Source organism: Streptomyces sp. NRRL S-340, from assembly GCF_000720185.1.
GTDB lineage: Bacteria > Actinomycetota > Actinomycetes > Streptomycetales > Streptomycetaceae > Streptomyces.
The window spans coordinates 1-17,137 of the sequence record NZ_JOIY01000002.1; the positions used below are offsets into that span (position 1 = coordinate 1).

The 17,137-nt window shown below is 74.5% G+C and carries 14 protein-coding genes; 9 read left to right on the forward strand and 5 right to left on the reverse strand.

The window, feature by feature from the left end; translation table 11 throughout:
* Nucleotides 1–235 precede the first annotated feature (235 nt).
* The gene (locus IG64_RS01285) at nucleotides 236–1,117 is read right to left on the reverse strand and encodes a YegS/Rv2252/BmrU family lipid kinase (protein ID WP_037850994.1); all 882 of its coding nucleotides are present in this window, start codon (nucleotides 1,115–1,117) and stop codon (nucleotides 236–238) included.
* Nucleotides 1,118–1,426: 309 nt separating this feature from the next.
* Nucleotides 1,427–3,046, reverse strand: a complete 1,620-nt coding sequence (locus tag IG64_RS01290; protein WP_037850995.1) for an FAD-binding oxidoreductase — start codon at nucleotides 3,044–3,046, stop codon at nucleotides 1,427–1,429.
* A gap of 242 nt (nucleotides 3,047–3,288) precedes the next feature.
* On the opposite strand from IG64_RS01290, the gene IG64_RS01295 reads away from it, so the two are divergent.
* Nucleotides 3,289–3,849, forward strand: a complete 561-nt coding sequence (locus tag IG64_RS01295; RefSeq protein WP_037850997.1) for a TetR/AcrR family transcriptional regulator — start codon at nucleotides 3,289–3,291, stop codon at nucleotides 3,847–3,849.
* The gene (locus IG64_RS01300) at nucleotides 3,846–5,462 is read left to right on the forward strand and encodes a glycerol-3-phosphate dehydrogenase/oxidase (RefSeq protein ID WP_078883708.1); all 1,617 of its coding nucleotides are present in this window, start codon (nucleotides 3,846–3,848) and stop codon (nucleotides 5,460–5,462) included. The genes IG64_RS01295 and IG64_RS01300 overlap by 4 nt, the downstream gene beginning before the upstream one ends.
* Nucleotides 5,463–5,598: 136 nt before the next feature.
* On the opposite strand, the gene IG64_RS01305 is transcribed toward IG64_RS01300, so the two are convergent.
* Both IG64_RS01305 and IG64_RS01310 read right to left on the reverse strand, forming a co-directional pair.
* Nucleotides 5,599–6,126, reverse strand: a complete 528-nt coding sequence (locus tag IG64_RS01305) for a hypothetical protein (protein ID WP_037850998.1) — start codon at nucleotides 6,124–6,126, stop codon at nucleotides 5,599–5,601.
* A gap of 171 nt (nucleotides 6,127–6,297) precedes the next feature.
* Complete coding sequence (locus tag IG64_RS01310) at nucleotides 6,298–8,577, reverse strand: catalase (protein WP_037850999.1); 2,280 nt, start codon at nucleotides 8,575–8,577, stop codon at nucleotides 6,298–6,300.
* A gap of 548 nt (nucleotides 8,578–9,125) precedes the next feature.
* On the opposite strand from IG64_RS01310, the gene IG64_RS01315 reads away from it, so the two are divergent.
* The 5 genes from IG64_RS01315 to proP all read left to right on the forward strand — a co-directional run bounded on the left by IG64_RS01315 (nucleotide 9,126) and on the right by proP (nucleotide 13,250).
* On the forward strand, nucleotides 9,126–9,911 hold the full coding sequence (locus tag IG64_RS01315) for a nucleotidyltransferase family protein (protein WP_037851000.1): 786 nt from the start codon (nucleotides 9,126–9,128) through the stop codon (nucleotides 9,909–9,911).
* Nucleotides 9,908–10,198, forward strand: coding sequence for a hypothetical protein (locus IG64_RS01320; RefSeq protein ID WP_037851001.1), 291 nt, complete (start codon nucleotides 9,908–9,910; stop codon nucleotides 10,196–10,198). The genes IG64_RS01315 and IG64_RS01320 overlap by 4 nt, the downstream gene beginning before the upstream one ends.
* On the forward strand, nucleotides 10,195–10,953 hold the full coding sequence (locus tag IG64_RS01325; protein ID WP_037851003.1) for a metallophosphoesterase family protein: 759 nt from the start codon (nucleotides 10,195–10,197) through the stop codon (nucleotides 10,951–10,953). Before IG64_RS01320 ends, IG64_RS01325 begins: the two co-directional genes overlap by 4 nt.
* A gap of 108 nt (nucleotides 10,954–11,061) precedes the next feature.
* The gene (locus IG64_RS01330; protein ID WP_037851277.1) at nucleotides 11,062–11,532 is read left to right on the forward strand and encodes a low molecular weight protein-tyrosine-phosphatase; all 471 of its coding nucleotides are present in this window, start codon (nucleotides 11,062–11,064) and stop codon (nucleotides 11,530–11,532) included.
* Between the two features lie 209 nt (nucleotides 11,533–11,741).
* A complete protein-coding gene (gene proP, locus IG64_RS01335) occupies nucleotides 11,742–13,250 on the forward strand; it encodes a glycine betaine/L-proline transporter ProP (protein ID WP_037851004.1) in 1,509 nt (502 codons plus the stop codon).
* A 133-nt stretch (nucleotides 13,251–13,383) separates the two neighbouring features.
* On the opposite strand, the gene IG64_RS01340 is transcribed toward proP, so the two are convergent.
* Nucleotides 13,384–14,811, reverse strand: a complete 1,428-nt coding sequence (locus tag IG64_RS01340; protein WP_037851006.1) for an alkaline phosphatase family protein — start codon at nucleotides 14,809–14,811, stop codon at nucleotides 13,384–13,386.
* Nucleotides 14,812–15,406: 595 nt separating this feature from the next.
* On the opposite strand from IG64_RS01340, the gene IG64_RS01345 reads away from it, so the two are divergent.
* Both IG64_RS01345 and IG64_RS01350 read left to right on the forward strand, forming a co-directional pair.
* Entirely contained in the window at nucleotides 15,407–15,880 is a 474-nt protein-coding gene (locus tag IG64_RS01345) for a hypothetical protein (RefSeq protein WP_037851007.1), read from the forward strand.
* Between the two features lie 187 nt (nucleotides 15,881–16,067).
* Nucleotides 16,068–16,760: a GAF and ANTAR domain-containing protein gene (locus IG64_RS01350; protein ID WP_037851010.1), complete on the forward strand. Its 693-nt coding sequence runs from the start codon at nucleotides 16,068–16,070 to the stop codon at nucleotides 16,758–16,760.
* Nucleotides 16,761–17,137 lie beyond the last annotated feature (377 nt).

Below are 17,137 nucleotides of genomic sequence, written 5' to 3' on the forward strand. Positions count from 1 at the left end.
CCGCCCGAAGGGCGGGCCCCGCGGTGCCTGGTGCGTGTGATCGCAAGGCGGAGGGTCGTCCTCGTACCGGGCGTACGTGGACGATCCCGACAACGCGGCCAGCGCGCGTGCCAGGCGCCGCGGCGCAGGCGGGACTTTCGAAACGCGCCCTAGATCGGCCGGGGTGGCCGGCCGTTCCGGATCGGTCCGGCCGGTCGGCGGGCTGGACAGGCCGGCGGGGCGGGGGTGGGGGCGGTCAGCACAGCACGGCGAGGGCGCCCGGCAGGACGCGGGCCGTGACGGGCAGCGCCGCGTCGACCTCGCCGTCGGCGCCGTAGGGGATGTCGCGGTCGGCCTCGACCCGGACCTCCCTGCCGCGCAGGATCCGCACCTCGGGCCGGCGGACGTGGCCGCCCGACTTCAGCTCGTTCATGAGCGTGAAGAAGAGCCGGCGCGGGGCGGCGCGGATCAGCACCACGTCGAGCAGGCCGTCGTCGACGCGGGCGGCGGGGGCGATCATCCGGCCGGAGCCGTAGTAGGCGGAGTTGGCGGCCACCACGGTGTAGCCGCGGTGGACGTGCTCCTGGCCGTCGACGGTGACGCGGTAGGTCGCGGTGCGCCAGGTGGCGACGGCCCGCAGCCCGCCGGCGTAGTACGAGGCGGCACCACGCAGCAGCCGGGCCCGGTTGGCGTGCCGGTTGGCGAGTGCGTCGACGCCCGCGTACACGCTGCCGAGGACGACGGTGCGGGGGTGGACCGCCGACTCCACCTCGATGGTGTCGACACGGCGCGGGGCGTGGTGGAGCAGCACGCGCGCCAGGGCGGCGGGGTCGGCGGGCAGGCCGAGGGCCCGGGCGAAGTCGTTGCCGCGGCCGGCCGGCACCAGGCCGAAAAGGGTGCCGGTGCCGCTGAGGGCGCCGCCGACGCCGCCCGCGATGCCGTCGCCGCCGACGGCGAGCACGGCCCGGCCGCCTTCCCCGGCCCGCCGGGCCAGTTCCCTGGCGTGGTCGAGGCTGCGGCTGTACTCGGTCTCCAGCCCGGCGCCCGCCTCCCTCAGCTCCCTGCCCACCTGCAGCAGCGCGGCGGCGCCCAGGGCTCCGCCCGCGGTCGGGTTGACGATGGCGGTGAACTGACGCATCGGTGGGCCTCCGGGCGGAGTGAGGACGTGGACGGGGTGAGGGGCGGGGCGGAGGGGGCGGCGAGGGGGTTGACGGCGCGGGGCGGGAGGCAGAGGGCCGGGAGCGGGGGTGCCGGGCGTCCGGCGGACCGGGACGGGGGGAGGCGGGCCGTTGGATGCCGGCCGGGCCGGCTGCCCGTCCGGCGCGGGTGGACGCGGACGAGTGCGCGGGCCTCGGGCGGGCGGCACCGTGCCGTGCGCCGCCCACCGCTCGCCGCACTCCGCCCGCCGTGCGGCGCAGGCCGCCCTGTGGCCGGGCAGTGCGGGGTGTCAGCCGTCGGCCGGATCCCGGGGCAGCAGCACGCCTGGGTTGAGCAGACCGGCCGGGTCCAGGCGCCGCTTGACCGCCCGCAGTGCCTCCACACCGAGCGGTCCGGCCTCCCGGACGTACGCGTCGCGGTGGTCGGTCCCCACGCCGTGGTGGTGGCTGATGGTGCCGCCCGCGGCGAGGACCGCCTCGCTCGCGGCCTGCTTGGCGGGCGCCCAGTGCGCCACGGGATCCTCGCCCTGCGCGCTGACCACGGTGAAGTACAGGGAGGCGCCGTTCTCGTAGACGTGCGAGATGTGGCACATGACGAGCGGCGGAGTGCCCGCCTCGGTGAGGGTGACGGTGAGCGCGTCGCGGACGGCGGCGTACAGGCCGGGCACGCGCGACCAGAAGGCGGCGGTCTCCAGGGTCTCGGCGAACGCGCCCACGTCCAGGAGCGCGTCCCGCAGGTACGGGGCCGAGTAGCGGCCGTGGGCCCAGCGTTCGCCGGGTTCCTCGCCGAGGGGGGTCCCGCCGCACGCCCGCAGGACGGCCGCGGCCCGTTCCCTGCGGTGGGCGACGTCCTCGGCGGTGCCCTCGTAGCCGGTGATCGCCTGGCAGCCGGCGGACCCGTCGGCGAGCGATGCGCCGATGGCGTCGGGCTGGGCCAGTCCGATCAGGGTCTCCGTCTCGTCGGACAGGCGCAGCACGGTCGGCAGCGGTCCGTCCTGGGCGAGCCGGCGCACCGCGTTCGTGCCCTCCTCGAACGAGGCGAACCGCCAGCCCTCGTAGACGCGGGTCCGCGGCAGCGGGCGCAGCCGCACGGTCACCGCCGTGATGACGCCGAACGCCCCCTCGGAACCGAGGACGAGCTGGCGAAGGTCGGGACCGGCGGCCGAGCGCGGGGCCCGGCCCGCCTCCAGGGTGCCTTCGGGGGTTGCGAGCGTGAGGCCTAGCACCATCTCGTCGAAGCGGCCGTATCCCGCGGACGCCTGGCCGCTGGAGCGGGCGGCGGCGAACCCGCCGATGGTGGCCCACTCGTAGGACTGCGGGAAGTGACCGAGGGTGAAGCCGTGGTCGGCGAGCAGCGCTTCGGCGTGCGGGGCGCGCAGGCCGGGCTGGAGGGTGGCGGTCCGCGAGACCGGGTCGAGGGCGAGCAGCCGGTCCATGCGGCGCAGGTCCAGCGCGACGAAGGGGCGCCGGCCGGGCGTCCGGTGCTCGGGAGCGAGGCCGCCGACGACGGACGTGCCGCCGCCGAACGGCACGAGGGCCACGTCGTGGGCGGCGCAGGCGCGCAGCACGGCGAGCACCTCGTCGTGCCCGGCGGGGAGCACCACGGCCGCGGGCAGGTCGGTGAGGTCGCCGCCCCGTATGCGGAGCAGGTCGGGGGTGGACTTGCCGCGGGTGTGGCGGATTCGCGCGTCGGCGTCGGTCCGGACGTGCTTCTCGCCGCCGACCGCCTCCTCGAGGGACCGGCGGGCGGCGGCGGTCAGCGGGGACTCGGGGACGCGCAGTTCTTCCCAGCCGACCGGTGGCGCACCCGCGGGCCTGACACCGAGCAGGTCGCGCAGCAGCCCGGTCACCGGGGCGGGCAGCGGTGCCGCCTCGGCCGGGTCGCCCCAGCCGCTCCACAGCATGTCCATGGGTCGTTCCTCACCGGTCGCGTCGAAGGGGCGTTACACTGTTACACATGACGCCTATTCGTCACAACGGTTCGGACCGCGGAAGCGGGAGCGGGAGCGAAGGCAGCGGGGACGCCTCGAGCGGCGCGGAGGCCGTACGCGGCGCGCACGGCCCGGACGACGCGCACGGCACCCGCGCAGCGGGCGGCGGGAAGGGCACGGGCGCCGGAGCGGCGGGTTCCGCCTCGCCGTCCGGCGATCCCGTGCTCGACGCCGTGCGCGACTGCGTCCTGGCCGTGGGGGTCCGCCGTACGACCCTGACGGACGTGGCCCGGCGGGCGGGCGTCTCCCGGATGACGCTCTACCGGCGCTGGCCGGACGTCCGTTCCCTGGTGGGCGATCTGATGACCCGGGAGTGGATCGGGGTGGCCACCGGCGCGATGCCCGAGCGGCGGCCCGGTACCGCCACCCGCACCCTGATCGTGGACGGCCTGGTGGCGGGGGTGGCGGCCTTCCGCGCGCACCCCCTGTTCCGGAAGATCGTCGACGTGGATCCCGAGCTGCTGCTCCCTTACGTGCTCGACCGGCGGGGAGCCAGCCAGGACGCCCTGCTCGAACTGGTCACCGACGCCCTGCACGAGGGCCACGCCGACGGCTCGGTGCGCCCCGGCCATCCCGCGCGGCAGGCGCGCTCGCTGCTGCTGGTCGTCCAGTCCTTCACGCTGTCGCTGCGCACGATGGCCGACGAGGACGACCCCGAGCTGACCGCGCAGGCGTTCCTCGGGGAACTGCGGACCCTTCTGGAGAGGACCCTGACGCCATGAGCCCCGCCCCCTCCCGTCCCGGCCCGGCGGACTGCGCCGGGCCGTCCGGCTCCCCTGCCCGCTCGTCGCTGAGCGCCGCCCGGCGCTCGCGCGAACTGGCGCTGACCGTGGGCGGTCCCGCCGTGGACGTCCTGGTGGTCGGGCTGGGCGCCACCGGCGCCGGCGTGGCGCTGGACGCCGCGGCCCGCGGGCTGTCCGTCGCCGCGGTCGACGCCCACGACCTGGCCTTCGGCACCTCCCGCTGGAGTTCCAAGCTCGTCCACGGCGGCCTGCGCTACCTGGCCTCCGCACAGCTCGACGTCGCCCACGAGAGCGCGGTGGAACGCGGGGTGCTGATGGAACGCACCGCGCCCCATCTGGTCGGCGCGCAGCCGTTCGTCCTGCCGCTGACCCCCTTGGTCTCCCGGAGTCAGGCGGCCCTCGCCTGGGCCGGCTTCCGGGCGGGCGACGGGCTGCGCCTGGCCGCGCGCACCGCCCGCGCCACCCTGCCCGCGCCGCGCCGGACGTCCGCCGTGGAGACCCGCCATCTCGCCCCCGCGCTCCGCGGGGCCGGGCTGCGCGGCGGCCTGCTGTCGTGGGACGGACGGCTCAGCGACGACGCCCGCCTGGTCACCGCCGTCGCGCGGACGGCCGCGGCCCACGGAGCGCGGATCCTGACGCGGGTACGGGCCCTGGAACTGACCGCCTCCGGCGCCCGGATACGCGACGAACTCACCGGGGAGGAAGGGGAGATCCGCGCCCGCTCGGTGATCAACGCCTCCGGGGTGTGGGCGGGCGGTCTGGTCGACGGCGTGCGGATCCGGCCCTCACGCGGCACCCACCTCGTGCTGCGCGCCGCCCGTCTCGGGCCGCTGCCCGCCGGGCTGCACATCCCCGTGCCGGGTGAGACCAACCGTTTCGTCCTCGTGCTGCCCCAGGGGGACGGCCGGGTGTACGTCGGACTCACCGACGAACCCGTCGACGGCGGGATCCCGGACGTTCCCGAGGTGCCCGAGGCGGACATCGGCTTCCTGCTGGACGTCCTCGGGTCCGCCCTGGAGACGCCGGTCCGCCGCGAGGACGTGGTGGGGGCCTTCGCGGGCCTGCGACCGCTCCTCGGCACCGGGTCCGGCGGTCCGTCCCGCGCGGCTTCCCGCACCGCCGACATCTCCCGCAGGCACGCGGTGCTCACCTCGCCGGAGGGAGTGGTCACCGTGGTCGGCGGCAAGCTCACCACCTACCGCCGGATGGCCGAGGACGCCGTGGACGCCGCCGTGCGCACGCGCCGCCTGGCCGCGGGGCCCTCCCCGACGGCCGCGCTGCCCCTGGTCGGTGCCGCCTCGCCCAGGACCCTGGCCGCGCTGCCGGCGCCCCGCCGTCTGGTGCGCCGCTACGGCACCGAGGCACCGGCGGTGCACGCGCTCGGCGCCGCCGATCCGGAGCTGCGCGAACCCGCGCTGGAGGGGCACCCCGTCACCCGCGCCGAACTGGTGTGGGCCGTACGGCACGAGGGGGCGCTCGACGAGAGCGATCTGCTCGACCGGCGTACGCGGATCGGCCTCGTCCCGGCCGACCGGGCGGCGGCGCTGCCCGCCGCCAGGAACGCGGTGGGCCAGGCGCTGGGATCCCGGTGAGACGACGGTCCGGTACCGACAACGGGCCTGTGCGGGGGGCTCGGCTGTCACGGAGCAGGGCCTCGCAGGGGCGGGGCCTCGGCGGCGGTGACCGCGCGGCGGCGCCTCCGCCCTGCGGCAGCCGCACGGCGGAGGGTCAGGCCGCCAGGGTCTCGTCCGGTTCCAGGCGCTCCAGGAGCTGGGCGCGGTGCAGGGCGGCCACGGGGGCGAGGAGGTCGGGGTGGCGCAGCAGGGCCGCCGCCGAGCTGTCCCGCTCGTCGGGGGTGAGCAGGCGCCGGAACTCGACCGGAGTGCGGGCCGTGCGGCCGTCCTCGGTGAGCGCGGCCACTGCGCGGCCGGCCAGGGCGGGATCGGTGAGCAGACAGGCCGCCCAGCTCGCCACGACCTCGTCCACCCAGGTGCGCCAGGCGTACGTGTCCGGGTCCCCGGCCCCGGCGCCGTCCGCGCCGGCGACCCAGTCCAGGCGGGCGGAACCGCCGGGGCCGGCCATGCCGACCAGCGCCGCGTCCATGGGCGTCGGATAGCGGAGCCAGGCCGCGAGCGCCACCGGCTGGCGTGCCTGCACCTCGCACAGGGCGGAGGCCAGGGCACCGCCGGATGCCGGGTACGCGGCGGTCAGCCACTGGGCGGTCGCCGCGATGAGGGGGGAGAGATCTTCGAGCACTGCCGGGCCGTTCGCACTGGTTCACGGACACAGGGACTACCTGGAACCGTAGTGCGCGGCCCGCGCCCCGCCTATGGCGCGGACCTCCTCCGGGGCGTGGCCTTGGCCACAGCGCGAGCGCTGCGGCGGGCCGGCCCGGAGGAGGTGGGGAGCCGACGGGACGGGGGCGGGTCAGGCCTCCGCGGGGAACCGCTCCCAGACGCGGTGCGCGCCCAGGAGGCGGGTGATCTGCTCCAGGGTGGCGGTGCCGCTGTCCCCGAGGACCACGCCGGGCGCGTCGGCCGGGACACCCGCCGCCTCCAGCGCGGCTTCGGCTCCCTTCCACGCGCCGATCGCCTTGCCGTGCCGGAACGCCTCGGACAGCAGCAGGCTGACGCGCGGATCGTGGCTCGCCTGCCGCGGGGAGGCCAGGCCGGACTTCGCGTCCCGGGCGCCGTAGGCGTCGGCGCCCACGCCAGGCGTTCCCGACACCAGCACGGCGTCGAACTCCACGGACCGGGCGGTGGCGTAGGTGCGCTGCACGGACAGCGGGTCGGCGCCGTCCCCGAGCGTGCCGCCGACGGGCGCGACGACGAGGGGCACCATGCCGCCGGCGAGCACGGCCTCCCGCACGGCCCGTACGCCGTCCAGGTCGCCGTCCGGACCCGCGACGATCCCGATCACCCTGCCGTCCGTGGGCCACGTGTGGCCGACCTGGGACAGCGCGGGGCTGGGCTGCACGTCGGCCAGCGGCACGGTCGCCTCCGGCGCGGGCAGGCCGAGCCCGGCGGCGACCTCGGCGCACAGCTCGGGGTCGATGTTGGCCAGCACCTGCAGACCTCGCTCCTTGACGGCCTGCTCGTAGCACTTGCCCAGTTCGAAGGTGTAGGCGCCGATGATGTGCTCGCGCTCGACGGGGCTCATGCTGAGCCAGAACCGGCGGGGCTGGCTGAAGTGGTCCGCGAACGTCTCGGGAGCCTCCCGGACCTTCTTCGCCTCCGGGATGCGCACGGGTGCCTCGATGAACGCTCCCGTGTCCGCCCCCGCGGTGAACGGGCAGCCGCCGTCGAGGGAGTTCGGCCGGTAGGGGGCCACGCCCCGGTGCACGGCCGTCTGGTGGAAGCCGTCGCGCAGCATGTCGTTGACGGGGGCGTGCGGGCGGTTGATCGGGATCTGCGCGAAGTTGGGGCCGCCGAGCCGGGTGATCTGGGTGTCCAGGTAGGAGAACAGCCGCCCGGACAGCAGGGGGTCGTCGGTGATGTCGATGCCGGGCACGAGGTGGCCGGGGTGGAAGGCGACCTGTTCGGTCTCGGCGAAGAAGTTCGACGGGTTGCGGTTGAGGACGAGCCGTCCGACGGGCTGCACGGGGGCGAGTTCCTCGGGGACGATGTTCGTCGGGTCCAGCAGGTCGATGCCCTCGAAGGTCTGCTCGGGGGTGTCGGGGAAGGTCTGGATGCCCAGCTCCCACTCGGGGTAGGCGCCCGCCTCGATGGCGTCGGCCAGGTCCCGCCGGTGGAAGTCGGGGTCGACGCCGCCCACGATCTGCGCCTCCTCCCACACCAGCGAGTGGACGCCCAGTTTCGGCTTCCAGTGCCACTTCACCAGCGTGGTCCGGCCCTCGGCGTCGACCAGGCGGAAGGTGTGGATGCCGAAGCCCTCCATCATGCGGAACGAGCGCGGGATGCCCCGGTCCGACATGTTCCACAGGACGTGGTGGGTGGCCTCGGTGTGCAGGGTGACGAAGTCCCAGTGCGTGTCGTGGGCGCTCTGCGCCTGCGGGATCTCCCGGTCGGGGTGCGGCTTGGCGGCGTGCACGATGTCGGGGAACTTGATGGCGTCCTGGATGAAGAACACCGGGATGTTGTTCCCGACCAGGTCGAAGACGCCCTCGCTGGTGTAGAACTTGGTCGCGAACCCGCGGGTGTCCCGCACGGTGTCGGCGGATCCGCGTGACCCGAGCACCGTGGAGAACCGTACGAAGACCGGGGTCTCGACGTCCTTGCCGAGGAAGGCGGCCTTGGTCACCGAGGACGCGGTGCCGTAGCTGGTGAAGACGCCGTGCGCGGCGGCGCCGCGGGCGTGGACCACGCGCTCCGGGATCCGCTCGTGGTCGAAGTGCATCACCTTCTCGCGCAGATGATGGTCCTGCAGCAGTACGGGACCGCGCGGCCCCGCCTTGAGCGAGTGGTCGGTGTCGTACAGCCGCGCCCCCTGCGCGGTGGTCAGGTAGCTCCCGCTCTGCGCCATACGGGCCCGGTCCGCGCCGGTCGGCTGCCCGGTGGGCGAGACGGTGTCCGGTCCGCTCTGGTCGGGCTTGGGCGGCAGCGGGTCACGCGGCTGTGTGGGCTCGGCGACGGAGGGGGACTCGGAACCCGGCTTCCCCGGGATGCCCTCCTCCGGCCCCGCACCGTCGCCCTGGAGCGCGTCGGCCACCTTGTGGGCCGCCTGCTTGATGGGGTTGGCCTCGCTCATGCGTACCGTTCCTCCACTCCTGGCCGCCACCACGTGCGTGTGCGGCGGCCGTCACTGTCCGATTGCCGGTCGCCCCGACGGGGCCCCTCGCCTGCGGCTGCCACCGGTCCTGCCGTTCGGTCCGAGCGATCGAAAAACATGGGCAAACAGCCCTTTACGGACATCGGCCCTGTCAATCTCTCACGGCCCGGAAGGCGGCGCACGGGGCCCGCCACGACGGGGTGAACCCCCGGGTGCCGTGCCGCCCCGCCCCCTTCCCTCCGCGGTCGCCGCCACCCCGGCCGGCTGTCACCCCGCGTACCCCCGTCGCGCCGGTCAAGCCCTGCGGAAAACCCGTCGGCCGCGGTGACCGGCACCCGGGGAGAGGAGGGACCGGGCCGCACGGCGGCCGGATCCGAGCCGCGTCGTGTCGGCGCGGGCACGGCGGGTACCCGTCCGGGCGGAGAACAGCGGAAACCGTCCGGTGCGCCGGCGACGGCCCGACCGGCCCGGCAGGCCGGCGGCCGAGGCGGTCCGGCGCTTCGGCGACGAAGACGGAGGGAGCGGGCATGGCAGGGGACGGAGGGGGCGCTGCGCCCGCACGGCGGGGCGGACCGGCGGGTCTTCGCCTGGCGGCGGGCGCAGCCGAGCGGCCGGCGCCTCCGACTCCGCAGGCCGCACAGGACCTGACACCCCAGGCTCCGCAGGACCCCGCGCCCCAGGCCGAAGGGGGCCTCACAGCCCGGGCGCCGCGGGAGCACCCGCCCCAGGAGCCGCAGCAACTGCCCCGGGACCGCAACCAGGCGATCCTCGAGGCGACCAAACAGGTCGGGGCCCTGCTCAAGCGGAAAGGGCACCCTTTCGCCCTCGCGGGGAGCGTGGCGGTGTACGCGCACGGCGGCAGCGAGAACCTGCAGCACGACGCCGACTTCTGCGTCCTGCCCGACGACGCCCGGGCGGTGGCGGCCACCCTGCGCGAGAGCGGCCTCACGGTCTACGAGCCGCCGGAGGACTGGCTCATCAAGGCCAAGTGCTTCGACCAGGACATCGACGTCATCTTCGTCCTCGCTCACCAGCCCGTCTCCCGGGAGATGCTGGGCCGCGCCGAGGAACTGTCGGTCGACTCCGTGCGCATGCCCGTCCTGGCCCCGACCGACCTGCTGTGGAGTCTGATCGCCGCGTTCTCCGAGCACCACTGCGACTTCGGCGCCGTGCTCCCCATCGCCCGCGCCCTGCGCGAGAAGGTCGACTGGGACCGGGTCCGGCGTGCCTGCGGGGACGACCCCATGCCGGCCTCCTTCTTCTTCCTCCTCGAACGCCTGAACGTCATCGCCCCGCCGAAGGAGCCGTCATGAACCACCACCTCGGAGAGCGGGCATCCGGCCCCCCTGCCTCCGGAGACAACCTGGAGTACCGCGTGGCCCATCTCAGGGAGCGGATCGCCGGCGGCCCGCTGGGCGAGCTGGGGGTCCGGCTCGAAGTGCGCGGCGAGGCGGTGCTGCTGACCGGAACGGTCCCGTCGGCGCACTGCCGGGACGAGATCTGCGGCCTCGTCGGCGCCGAACTCGCCGGCCACCGCGTCCACTGCGACGTCGTCGTCACCGACGCCTCCTCCCCCGACCACGCGGAGGACCTCGCATGATCCGGATCGCAGCGGTCGGGGACATCCACATGGCCCCCGAGACCCAGGGCACCCTGCGGCCCGCCTTCGAGACGCTGCCCGAGTGCGCCGACCTCCTGCTGCTGGCGGGCGACCTCACCCGGCACGGCACACCGGAGGAGGCACGGGTGGTGGCGCGGGAGATCGAGGGTCTGGGGGTGCCGGTCGTGGCCGTCCTCGGCAACCACGACCACCACGACGAACGGCCCGAGGAGGTCGCCGCCGTCCTGGAGGACGCGGGCGCGCAGGTGCTGGAGGGGCGCGGGGTCGTCATCCGGTGCGGTGAGGCGCGGGTCGGAGTCGCGGGGACCAAGGGCTTCGGCGGCGGCTTCCTCGGCCGCAGCGCGGGCGAGTTCGGCGAACCGCTGATGAAGGAGTTCGTGCGGTGCAGCCGCCGCTGCGCCGAGGGCCTGCGCGCCTCCCTGGAGCACCTGGCCGAGCAGGGCTGCGACGCGCGCATCGCGCTCACGCACTACTCCCCCGTACCGGAGACGCTCGCCGGTGAGCCTCTGGAGATCTACCCGTTCCTCGGCAGCTACCTGCTGGCCGAGGCCGTCGACACGGCGGGCGCCGACCTCGCCGTGCACGGACATGCGCACGCCGGCACGGAGAACGGGATGACGAGCGGCGGGGTGCGCGTGCGCAACGTCGCCCAGCCGGTCATCGGGCGCGCGTTCCACGTGTACCACCTGCACGACGGCGCCGGCGGAGGGGCGGGAGAAGAAGCGGGGCGGTGACCGTGGGCCCGGCAGCGGGGCGGTGACCGTGCGTCCGAGGGCCGCCGCGTGCGGGGCCGCGCGCATCCGGGGCGGGGCGCGCGCCCCCCGTTCCGTACCCTGGTGTCCGTGCACATCTGTTTCGTCTGCAGCGGGAACATCTGCCGGTCGCCGGTCGCCGCCCTGGTGTTCGCCGAGCATCTGCGCCGGGCGGGGCTCGCCGACCGGGTGCGGGTCACCAGTGCGGGGATCGGCCCCTGGCACGCCGGGGAGCCCATCGACGAGCGGGCCGGTGACGTGCTGGTCCGGCACGGCTATCCCGTGGAGCACGTGGCCGCGCAGGTCGGTGCCGAGCATCTGGACGCCGACCTGTTCCTGGCCATGGACCTAGGTCACGAGAAAGCGCTGCGCCGTCTCGTCGAGGACCCGTCCCTGGTCCGCATGCTGCGCTCGTTCGACCCGGAGGCGGACGCCGGCGCGGGTCTCGACGTCCCCGACCCGTACTACGGCGGCCCGGAGGGCTTCGAAGAGGTGCTGGCCATGATCGAGGCCACGATGCCGGGCCTGCTCGCCTGGGTACGGGACCGCCTGGCGCCGTGACCGCCCGCCCGGCCGGTGCCGCCGCGACGAACGGCGTCGCCCGGCGGACCGGCCCGCCCCGCGGCCCGCAGGAAGAAGGGTGACCGGTGACCCGGGTGCCGGTTCCGCCGACGTGGCGAATCTCGCTCTGTGCCGACGGCCCGTTTGCGCTCGCCACGTGTGAGCAGGCGGTCTCCTGGATGTCTGTGCGTCGGCAGAGAGGAGCCCTCATGGCGGGCAACGGAGACGGTCTTCGGGAGAACGACGCCGATCGGGGTGCCGTCAGACGCCACCGCGCGCTGTTCCGCGCGGCTGAGCGCCGCAGGAACCCTCCGTTGCGCCGGACCGACATCACCGTCACCGACGAGCGTGCCGTACGGCGCGCGGTGAAGGCCGCCTCGCTGGGCAACGCCATGGAGTGGTTCGACTTCGGCATCTACAGCTATCTGGCCGTCACCATCGGACACGTCTTCTTCCCGTCCGGGAACGGCACGGTCGAGCTGCTGGCGTCGTTCGCGACGTTCGCCGTGTCCTTCCTGGTGCGTCCGCTCGGCGGCATGGTGTTCGGACCGATGGGCGACAAGATCGGCCGCAAGACCGTCCTGGCGATGACCATGATCATGATGGCGATCGGGACGTTCGCGATCGGTCTGATCCCGTCGTACTCCGCCATCGGTTTCTGGGCCCCGGCCCTGCTGATCTTCTTCCGGCTGGTGCAGGGCTTCTCCACGGGCGGTGAGTACGGCGGTGCCTCCACGTTCATCGCCGAGTACGCGCCCGACCGGCGCCGGGGCTTCTTCGGGAGCTTCCTGGAGCTGGGCACGCTCGCCGGGTACGTCGGCGCGGCGGGGCTGGTGACACTGCTGACCACGGTCCTCGGCAGCGGCGGGATGGAGTCCTGGGGGTGGCGCGTGCCGTTCCTGGTGGCCGGGCCCATCGGACTGGTCGGTCTGTACCTGCGGCTGCGGCTGGACGAGACGCCCGCCTTCCAGAAGCTGGAGGACGCCTCGGTGCACCGGGCGTCCGAGGCGGCGTCCGCGGTGGAGACGACCGCCAAGGGGGACATCGCGAAGATCTTCCGCCAGTACTGGCCGTCCCTGGTGCTGTGCGTCTGCCTGGTCGGCGCGTACAACATCACCGACTACATGCTCCTGTCGTACATGCCCACCTATCTGTCCGACGAGCTGGGCTACAGCGAGACGAACGGCCTGCTGATCCTGATCGGCACCATGGTGGTCCTGATGCTGCTGATCAACCAGGTCGGCAGGCTGTCCGACCGGATCGGCCGCAAGCCCGTCCTGATGACCGGCATGCTGGGCTTCCTGCTGCTGTCGGTGCCCGCCTTCCTGCTGGTCGGCCAGGGCGGTGCGGTCGCGGTGGCCGCGGGGATGCTGATGCTGGGGCTGTCCCTGGTGTGCATGCTCGGGACGATGTCCGCGGCGCTGCCCGCCCTGTTCCCGACCGAGGTGCGCTACGGCTCCCTGTCCATCGGGTACAACCTCGCCACCTCGCTCTTCGGCGGAACGACCCCGCTGGTGATCACCGCGCTGATCTCGGCCACCGGCAGCGAACTCATGCCCGCGTACTACGCCATGGCGGCCGCACTGGTCGGCGTGGTCTCCGTGGCGTGCATGAAGGAGACCGCGCGCAGGCCGCTGGCGGGCTCCCCGCCCTCCGTGGCGACCGCTGAGGAAGCGGCACGGATGGTGGAGAGCCAGGCGCCCGCGCCGAAGTTCTGAGCCACCGCCCGGTCACCGCGGGGCGGCGGACCGGCCCCCCGGGCCGGCCTTCGCACCGCCGTGCACCGCCGCGTCCCGCCGGGCGCCGACCGTCCCGGACCCGTCGGCGCGCGGGTCCGGGACGGTCCCCGGCTCACAGGTGCGGCCGGTGGCCCCGCTCCTGGTGCGGGAAGGTCTGCTCGGCGCCGGGCAGCGCCGGCTTCGGCAGCGTCGCCACCTCCTGCTTCGCCTTCTCCAGTTGCTCCGCCGTGTCGTCCGGCAGCCGGGGCGGGCGCGGCCTGCTGTGGGAGAACCGGAAGGGGGAGGTGAAGTCGCCGAACGTCTCGCGCCGCCACGCGCCGATGTTGGGCTCCTCCACGCCGGTGAAGCGCTCCAGGAACCGGAGGGCCGAGGTGTGGTCGAAGGCCTCCGTGGCCACCCACCCGCCCACCGTCCAGGGCGAGACGACGATGGCCGGGACGCGGAAGCCGCCGCCGATCGGCAGGCCCCTGATGAACTCGTCGGGGGTGCCCGCGGGCGGGGTCGGCGGCGGCACGTGGTCGAACAGGCCGTCGTTCTCGTCGTAGTTGAGGATGAAGGCGGTCTTGCGCCACACCTTCGGGTCGGCGGCGACGGCCTCGATCTTGGAGGCGACGAAGTCGGCGCCGGCGGCCGGCAGGTGGTCGGGGTGCTCGGACTGGTGGCTGGTCGGCAGGATCCACGAGACGGCGGGCAGCCGGTCGCCCCGCGCGTCGTCCTCGAAGGTGCCCTCCGGCTGCGGGCGCACCCCGCGCTCGTACAGCTCCGAGCCCGGCTGGGCGTCCTTGAAGGCGGCGAACTGCTCCAGCAGGTTGCAGCCGTAGTCGTCGTCCTGCTGGTACACCTTCCAGCTCACCCCGGCGGCCTGCAACCGCTCGGCGTACGTCGTCCAGCGGTAGGGCTCGGGAGCGGTGTTGTTCGTGACCGGGCCGCCGCGGGTGCCGCCCGGGTCGATCGTCCCGGTCATCCACATCAGCCGGTTCGGCCAGGTCGGTCCGAGGACCGAGCTGAAGTAGTTGTCGCAGAGGGTGAAGGTCTCGGCGAGCGCGAACTGGAACGGTATGTCCTCGCGCGTGTAATAGCCCATGACGTAGGGGCCGTTGGCGCCGTCCGCCTTGCGGTGCGCGGGCAGCCAGCGGTCCATTCTGCCGCCGTTGCACGCCTCGTGCTGCACCGACCAGGCGTGGCTCGTGGAAGGGATGGCCTGGGCGCTGGAGGTGCGGGTGTCGAGGTGGAAGGGGAGCAGGTAGCCCCTGGGGTTCTCGGCGTCCGGCTGGTAGAAGACCGACCGTCCGCCGTCGAGCGTGAGGGCGTCGGGGTCGGCGAAGCCGCGGACTCCCTTGAGGGTTCCGAAGTAGTGGTCGAAGGACCGGTTCTCCTGCATCAGCAGGACGACGTGCTCGATGTCACGCAGCGAGCTGTGCCGGGGCGGCTCGGCGGCGACGGCCTTCTGGACGCTCGGCGGGAGGAGGGAGAGCGCCGCGGCGCCGCCCAGCGCGCCGGCGGCCGAACCCAGGAGTCTGCGGCGTGTCAACTCGGCCATCTGTGCTCCTTCTTGTGCGGGTGAAGCTCTCACGCGTCACGGTCGGACCGGAAGCGGCACGGCCGCCGCCCCCTTCCTGCCCACCGCGGTGGGGGTGTCAGGGGTGGCGAGTGAAGAAGTGGCCGACATCCGGGAGGAGGTTGGCCGACCCGCGGCCCGGCGCGCCGTCCGCTCGTGCCCCCCGGTCCCGGCGCGTCATCGCCCTGCGCGTACGGCTGCGGCGCCTCACCTTTCCGCGCACCGCGGCCCTGCCGCGCCCCCTGTCACCCGCCGCCCCGTCGCGTCACCTCCTGCGCACTGCGCCCCCGGGGCGTTGCCCTCTCGCGCCCGCCGCCCGGGCGCGCCGTCCACCTGCCGCCGCGGTGCCCCGTCCGCTCATGGCCCACCCGTCCCGACCTCCGGGGCACCGTCCGGGTTGCCCCGCAAATGTTCCGGTTTGGTCACCAAGTGGCACTGCCGTCACAGTAGTTGCTTTCGCGGCTCTCGTCCGTGTTACGAAATACGGCGTCACTGACCGGCGGGCCGCCTCGGCGGAACTTCGCGGGTCATGTCGTACCGGCCCGCGAGGGCCGCAGGGGGAAGAGGTAACACCGCAATGAACCGCACACGCACGGCCGTCGCGGCCCTGGTGGCCACCGGCGTCCTCACCACCGCCCAGTTGGGACTGGCGGGTGCCGCCTCGGCGGCGACCGTCACCCAGAAGAGTGCGGGCTGCCCGCTCGACATCGTCTACCCGACCCGGTTCTACGTGGACCACAACGGCTGGGTGACGGGCGGCGGCCTGTACTTCGGCATCAGGAGCAAGACCAGCCGGAGCTACAAGAACGTCACCTTCACCGTCACCGACGTCAGGAACCTCCGGTTCGGCTCGGCGACGGCCAAGGGCGGCCGGATCAGCCACAAGACGTCGAAGACCGTGTCCGTCTCCACCCGGACCTTCAAGGGAAGGGCGAGCCTCGGCTTCAAGGTCCGCACCCACCTGCTCAACACCCGCAACTACAAGCTGAAGTTCACCCTGCACGGTTCCGGCTGGCGCTGCGCCGTCGGTCAGGGCACCTGGGGGTCCTGACCCCGGCCGCGGCCTGCCGCTCCTGCCCCGTCCACCCGGTGCCCCGGCCCCCGGCCGGGGCACCGGCATGCCATGATCGCCTTACCCGGTGCCACAGCGGTCGGGGGGTACGCTGCGAGCACCGCAGTCCGCGGGCGACGACACCCCCGGAGCGGCACACGTGGCCGGAGGAAGGGTGGTGTGCGGGATGGACTGGCGCGACTTCGCCGAGAAGATGGCCGATCTCGCCCGGCGTCTGCTGGCCCAGCCGTCACCGGCGGCGACGCTGGAGGAGATCGCGTCCGCGGCGGTGGAACTCATCGACGGGTGCGAGGCCGCGGGGATCCTGGCCGTGCGCAAGGGACGCGCCGTGAGTCTGGCCGTGACCGCCGGCATGGTCGAGGAGTCCGACCGCCTCCAGGGCGAGCTGGGCGAGGGCCCCTGCTTCGACGCCGCCCGCCGGGTCAACGGCGACCGGGTGTTCCGCATCACCGACCTGACCCGGCCGCAGCCCGAGTGGCCGCGGTACGCCCCGGCGGCCCGGGACCTCGGCATCGGCAGCATGATGGGCTTCCTGCTGTACACCGACGACCAGGACTTCGGCGCGCTGGACTGCTACTCCAGCCGTCCTGGTGCCTTCAGCCAGGACAGCGAGACGGCCGGCTGGCTGCTCGCCTCGCACGCCGCCGTCGCCCTGGCCGGTGCCAGCACCGTCGACCAGCTGGAACACGCGCTGGAGACCCGGCACGCGATCGGCGAGGCGATGGGCATGCTGCGCGAGCGGCACCGGCTCAGCGAGGAGGACGCCTTCGCGGTGCTGCGCCGCATCTCCCAGCACCACAACGTCAAGCTCCGCGACGTCGCCCAGAACATCCGCGGGCAGGGCCCCCACAAGACCTGACGGCGGTACGGCCGCGCCACCCGGACGGCCGTACCCGGATCCGCGGCCTCTCCTGCGGGCGCCGCCCTCGCGCGCCGGACGCCGGCGCGCCCGCCACCGGGCCGACGCCGCCCGGCGTCGGGCCGGGTGGCCCGGACGTGCCGTCGGCCCCCGGACCGCGTTCGGCGAACGGGCGGGCCTCCGGAGCCCGCGCACGAACCGGCCCCGGCTGCGACGCCGGGGGCTGCCGGTGGCCCCGACGGGACCGGTGGGACCGTGGGGCCGGTGGGGCGGGCCGCGCGTCCCCCCGGATGCCGCCGCAGGGGGGACGCCGACGGCCGCACTCCCCCTCCGGGCGGCGCCGCCGGCCCGGACGCCCGGATGGCCTGGACGGACGC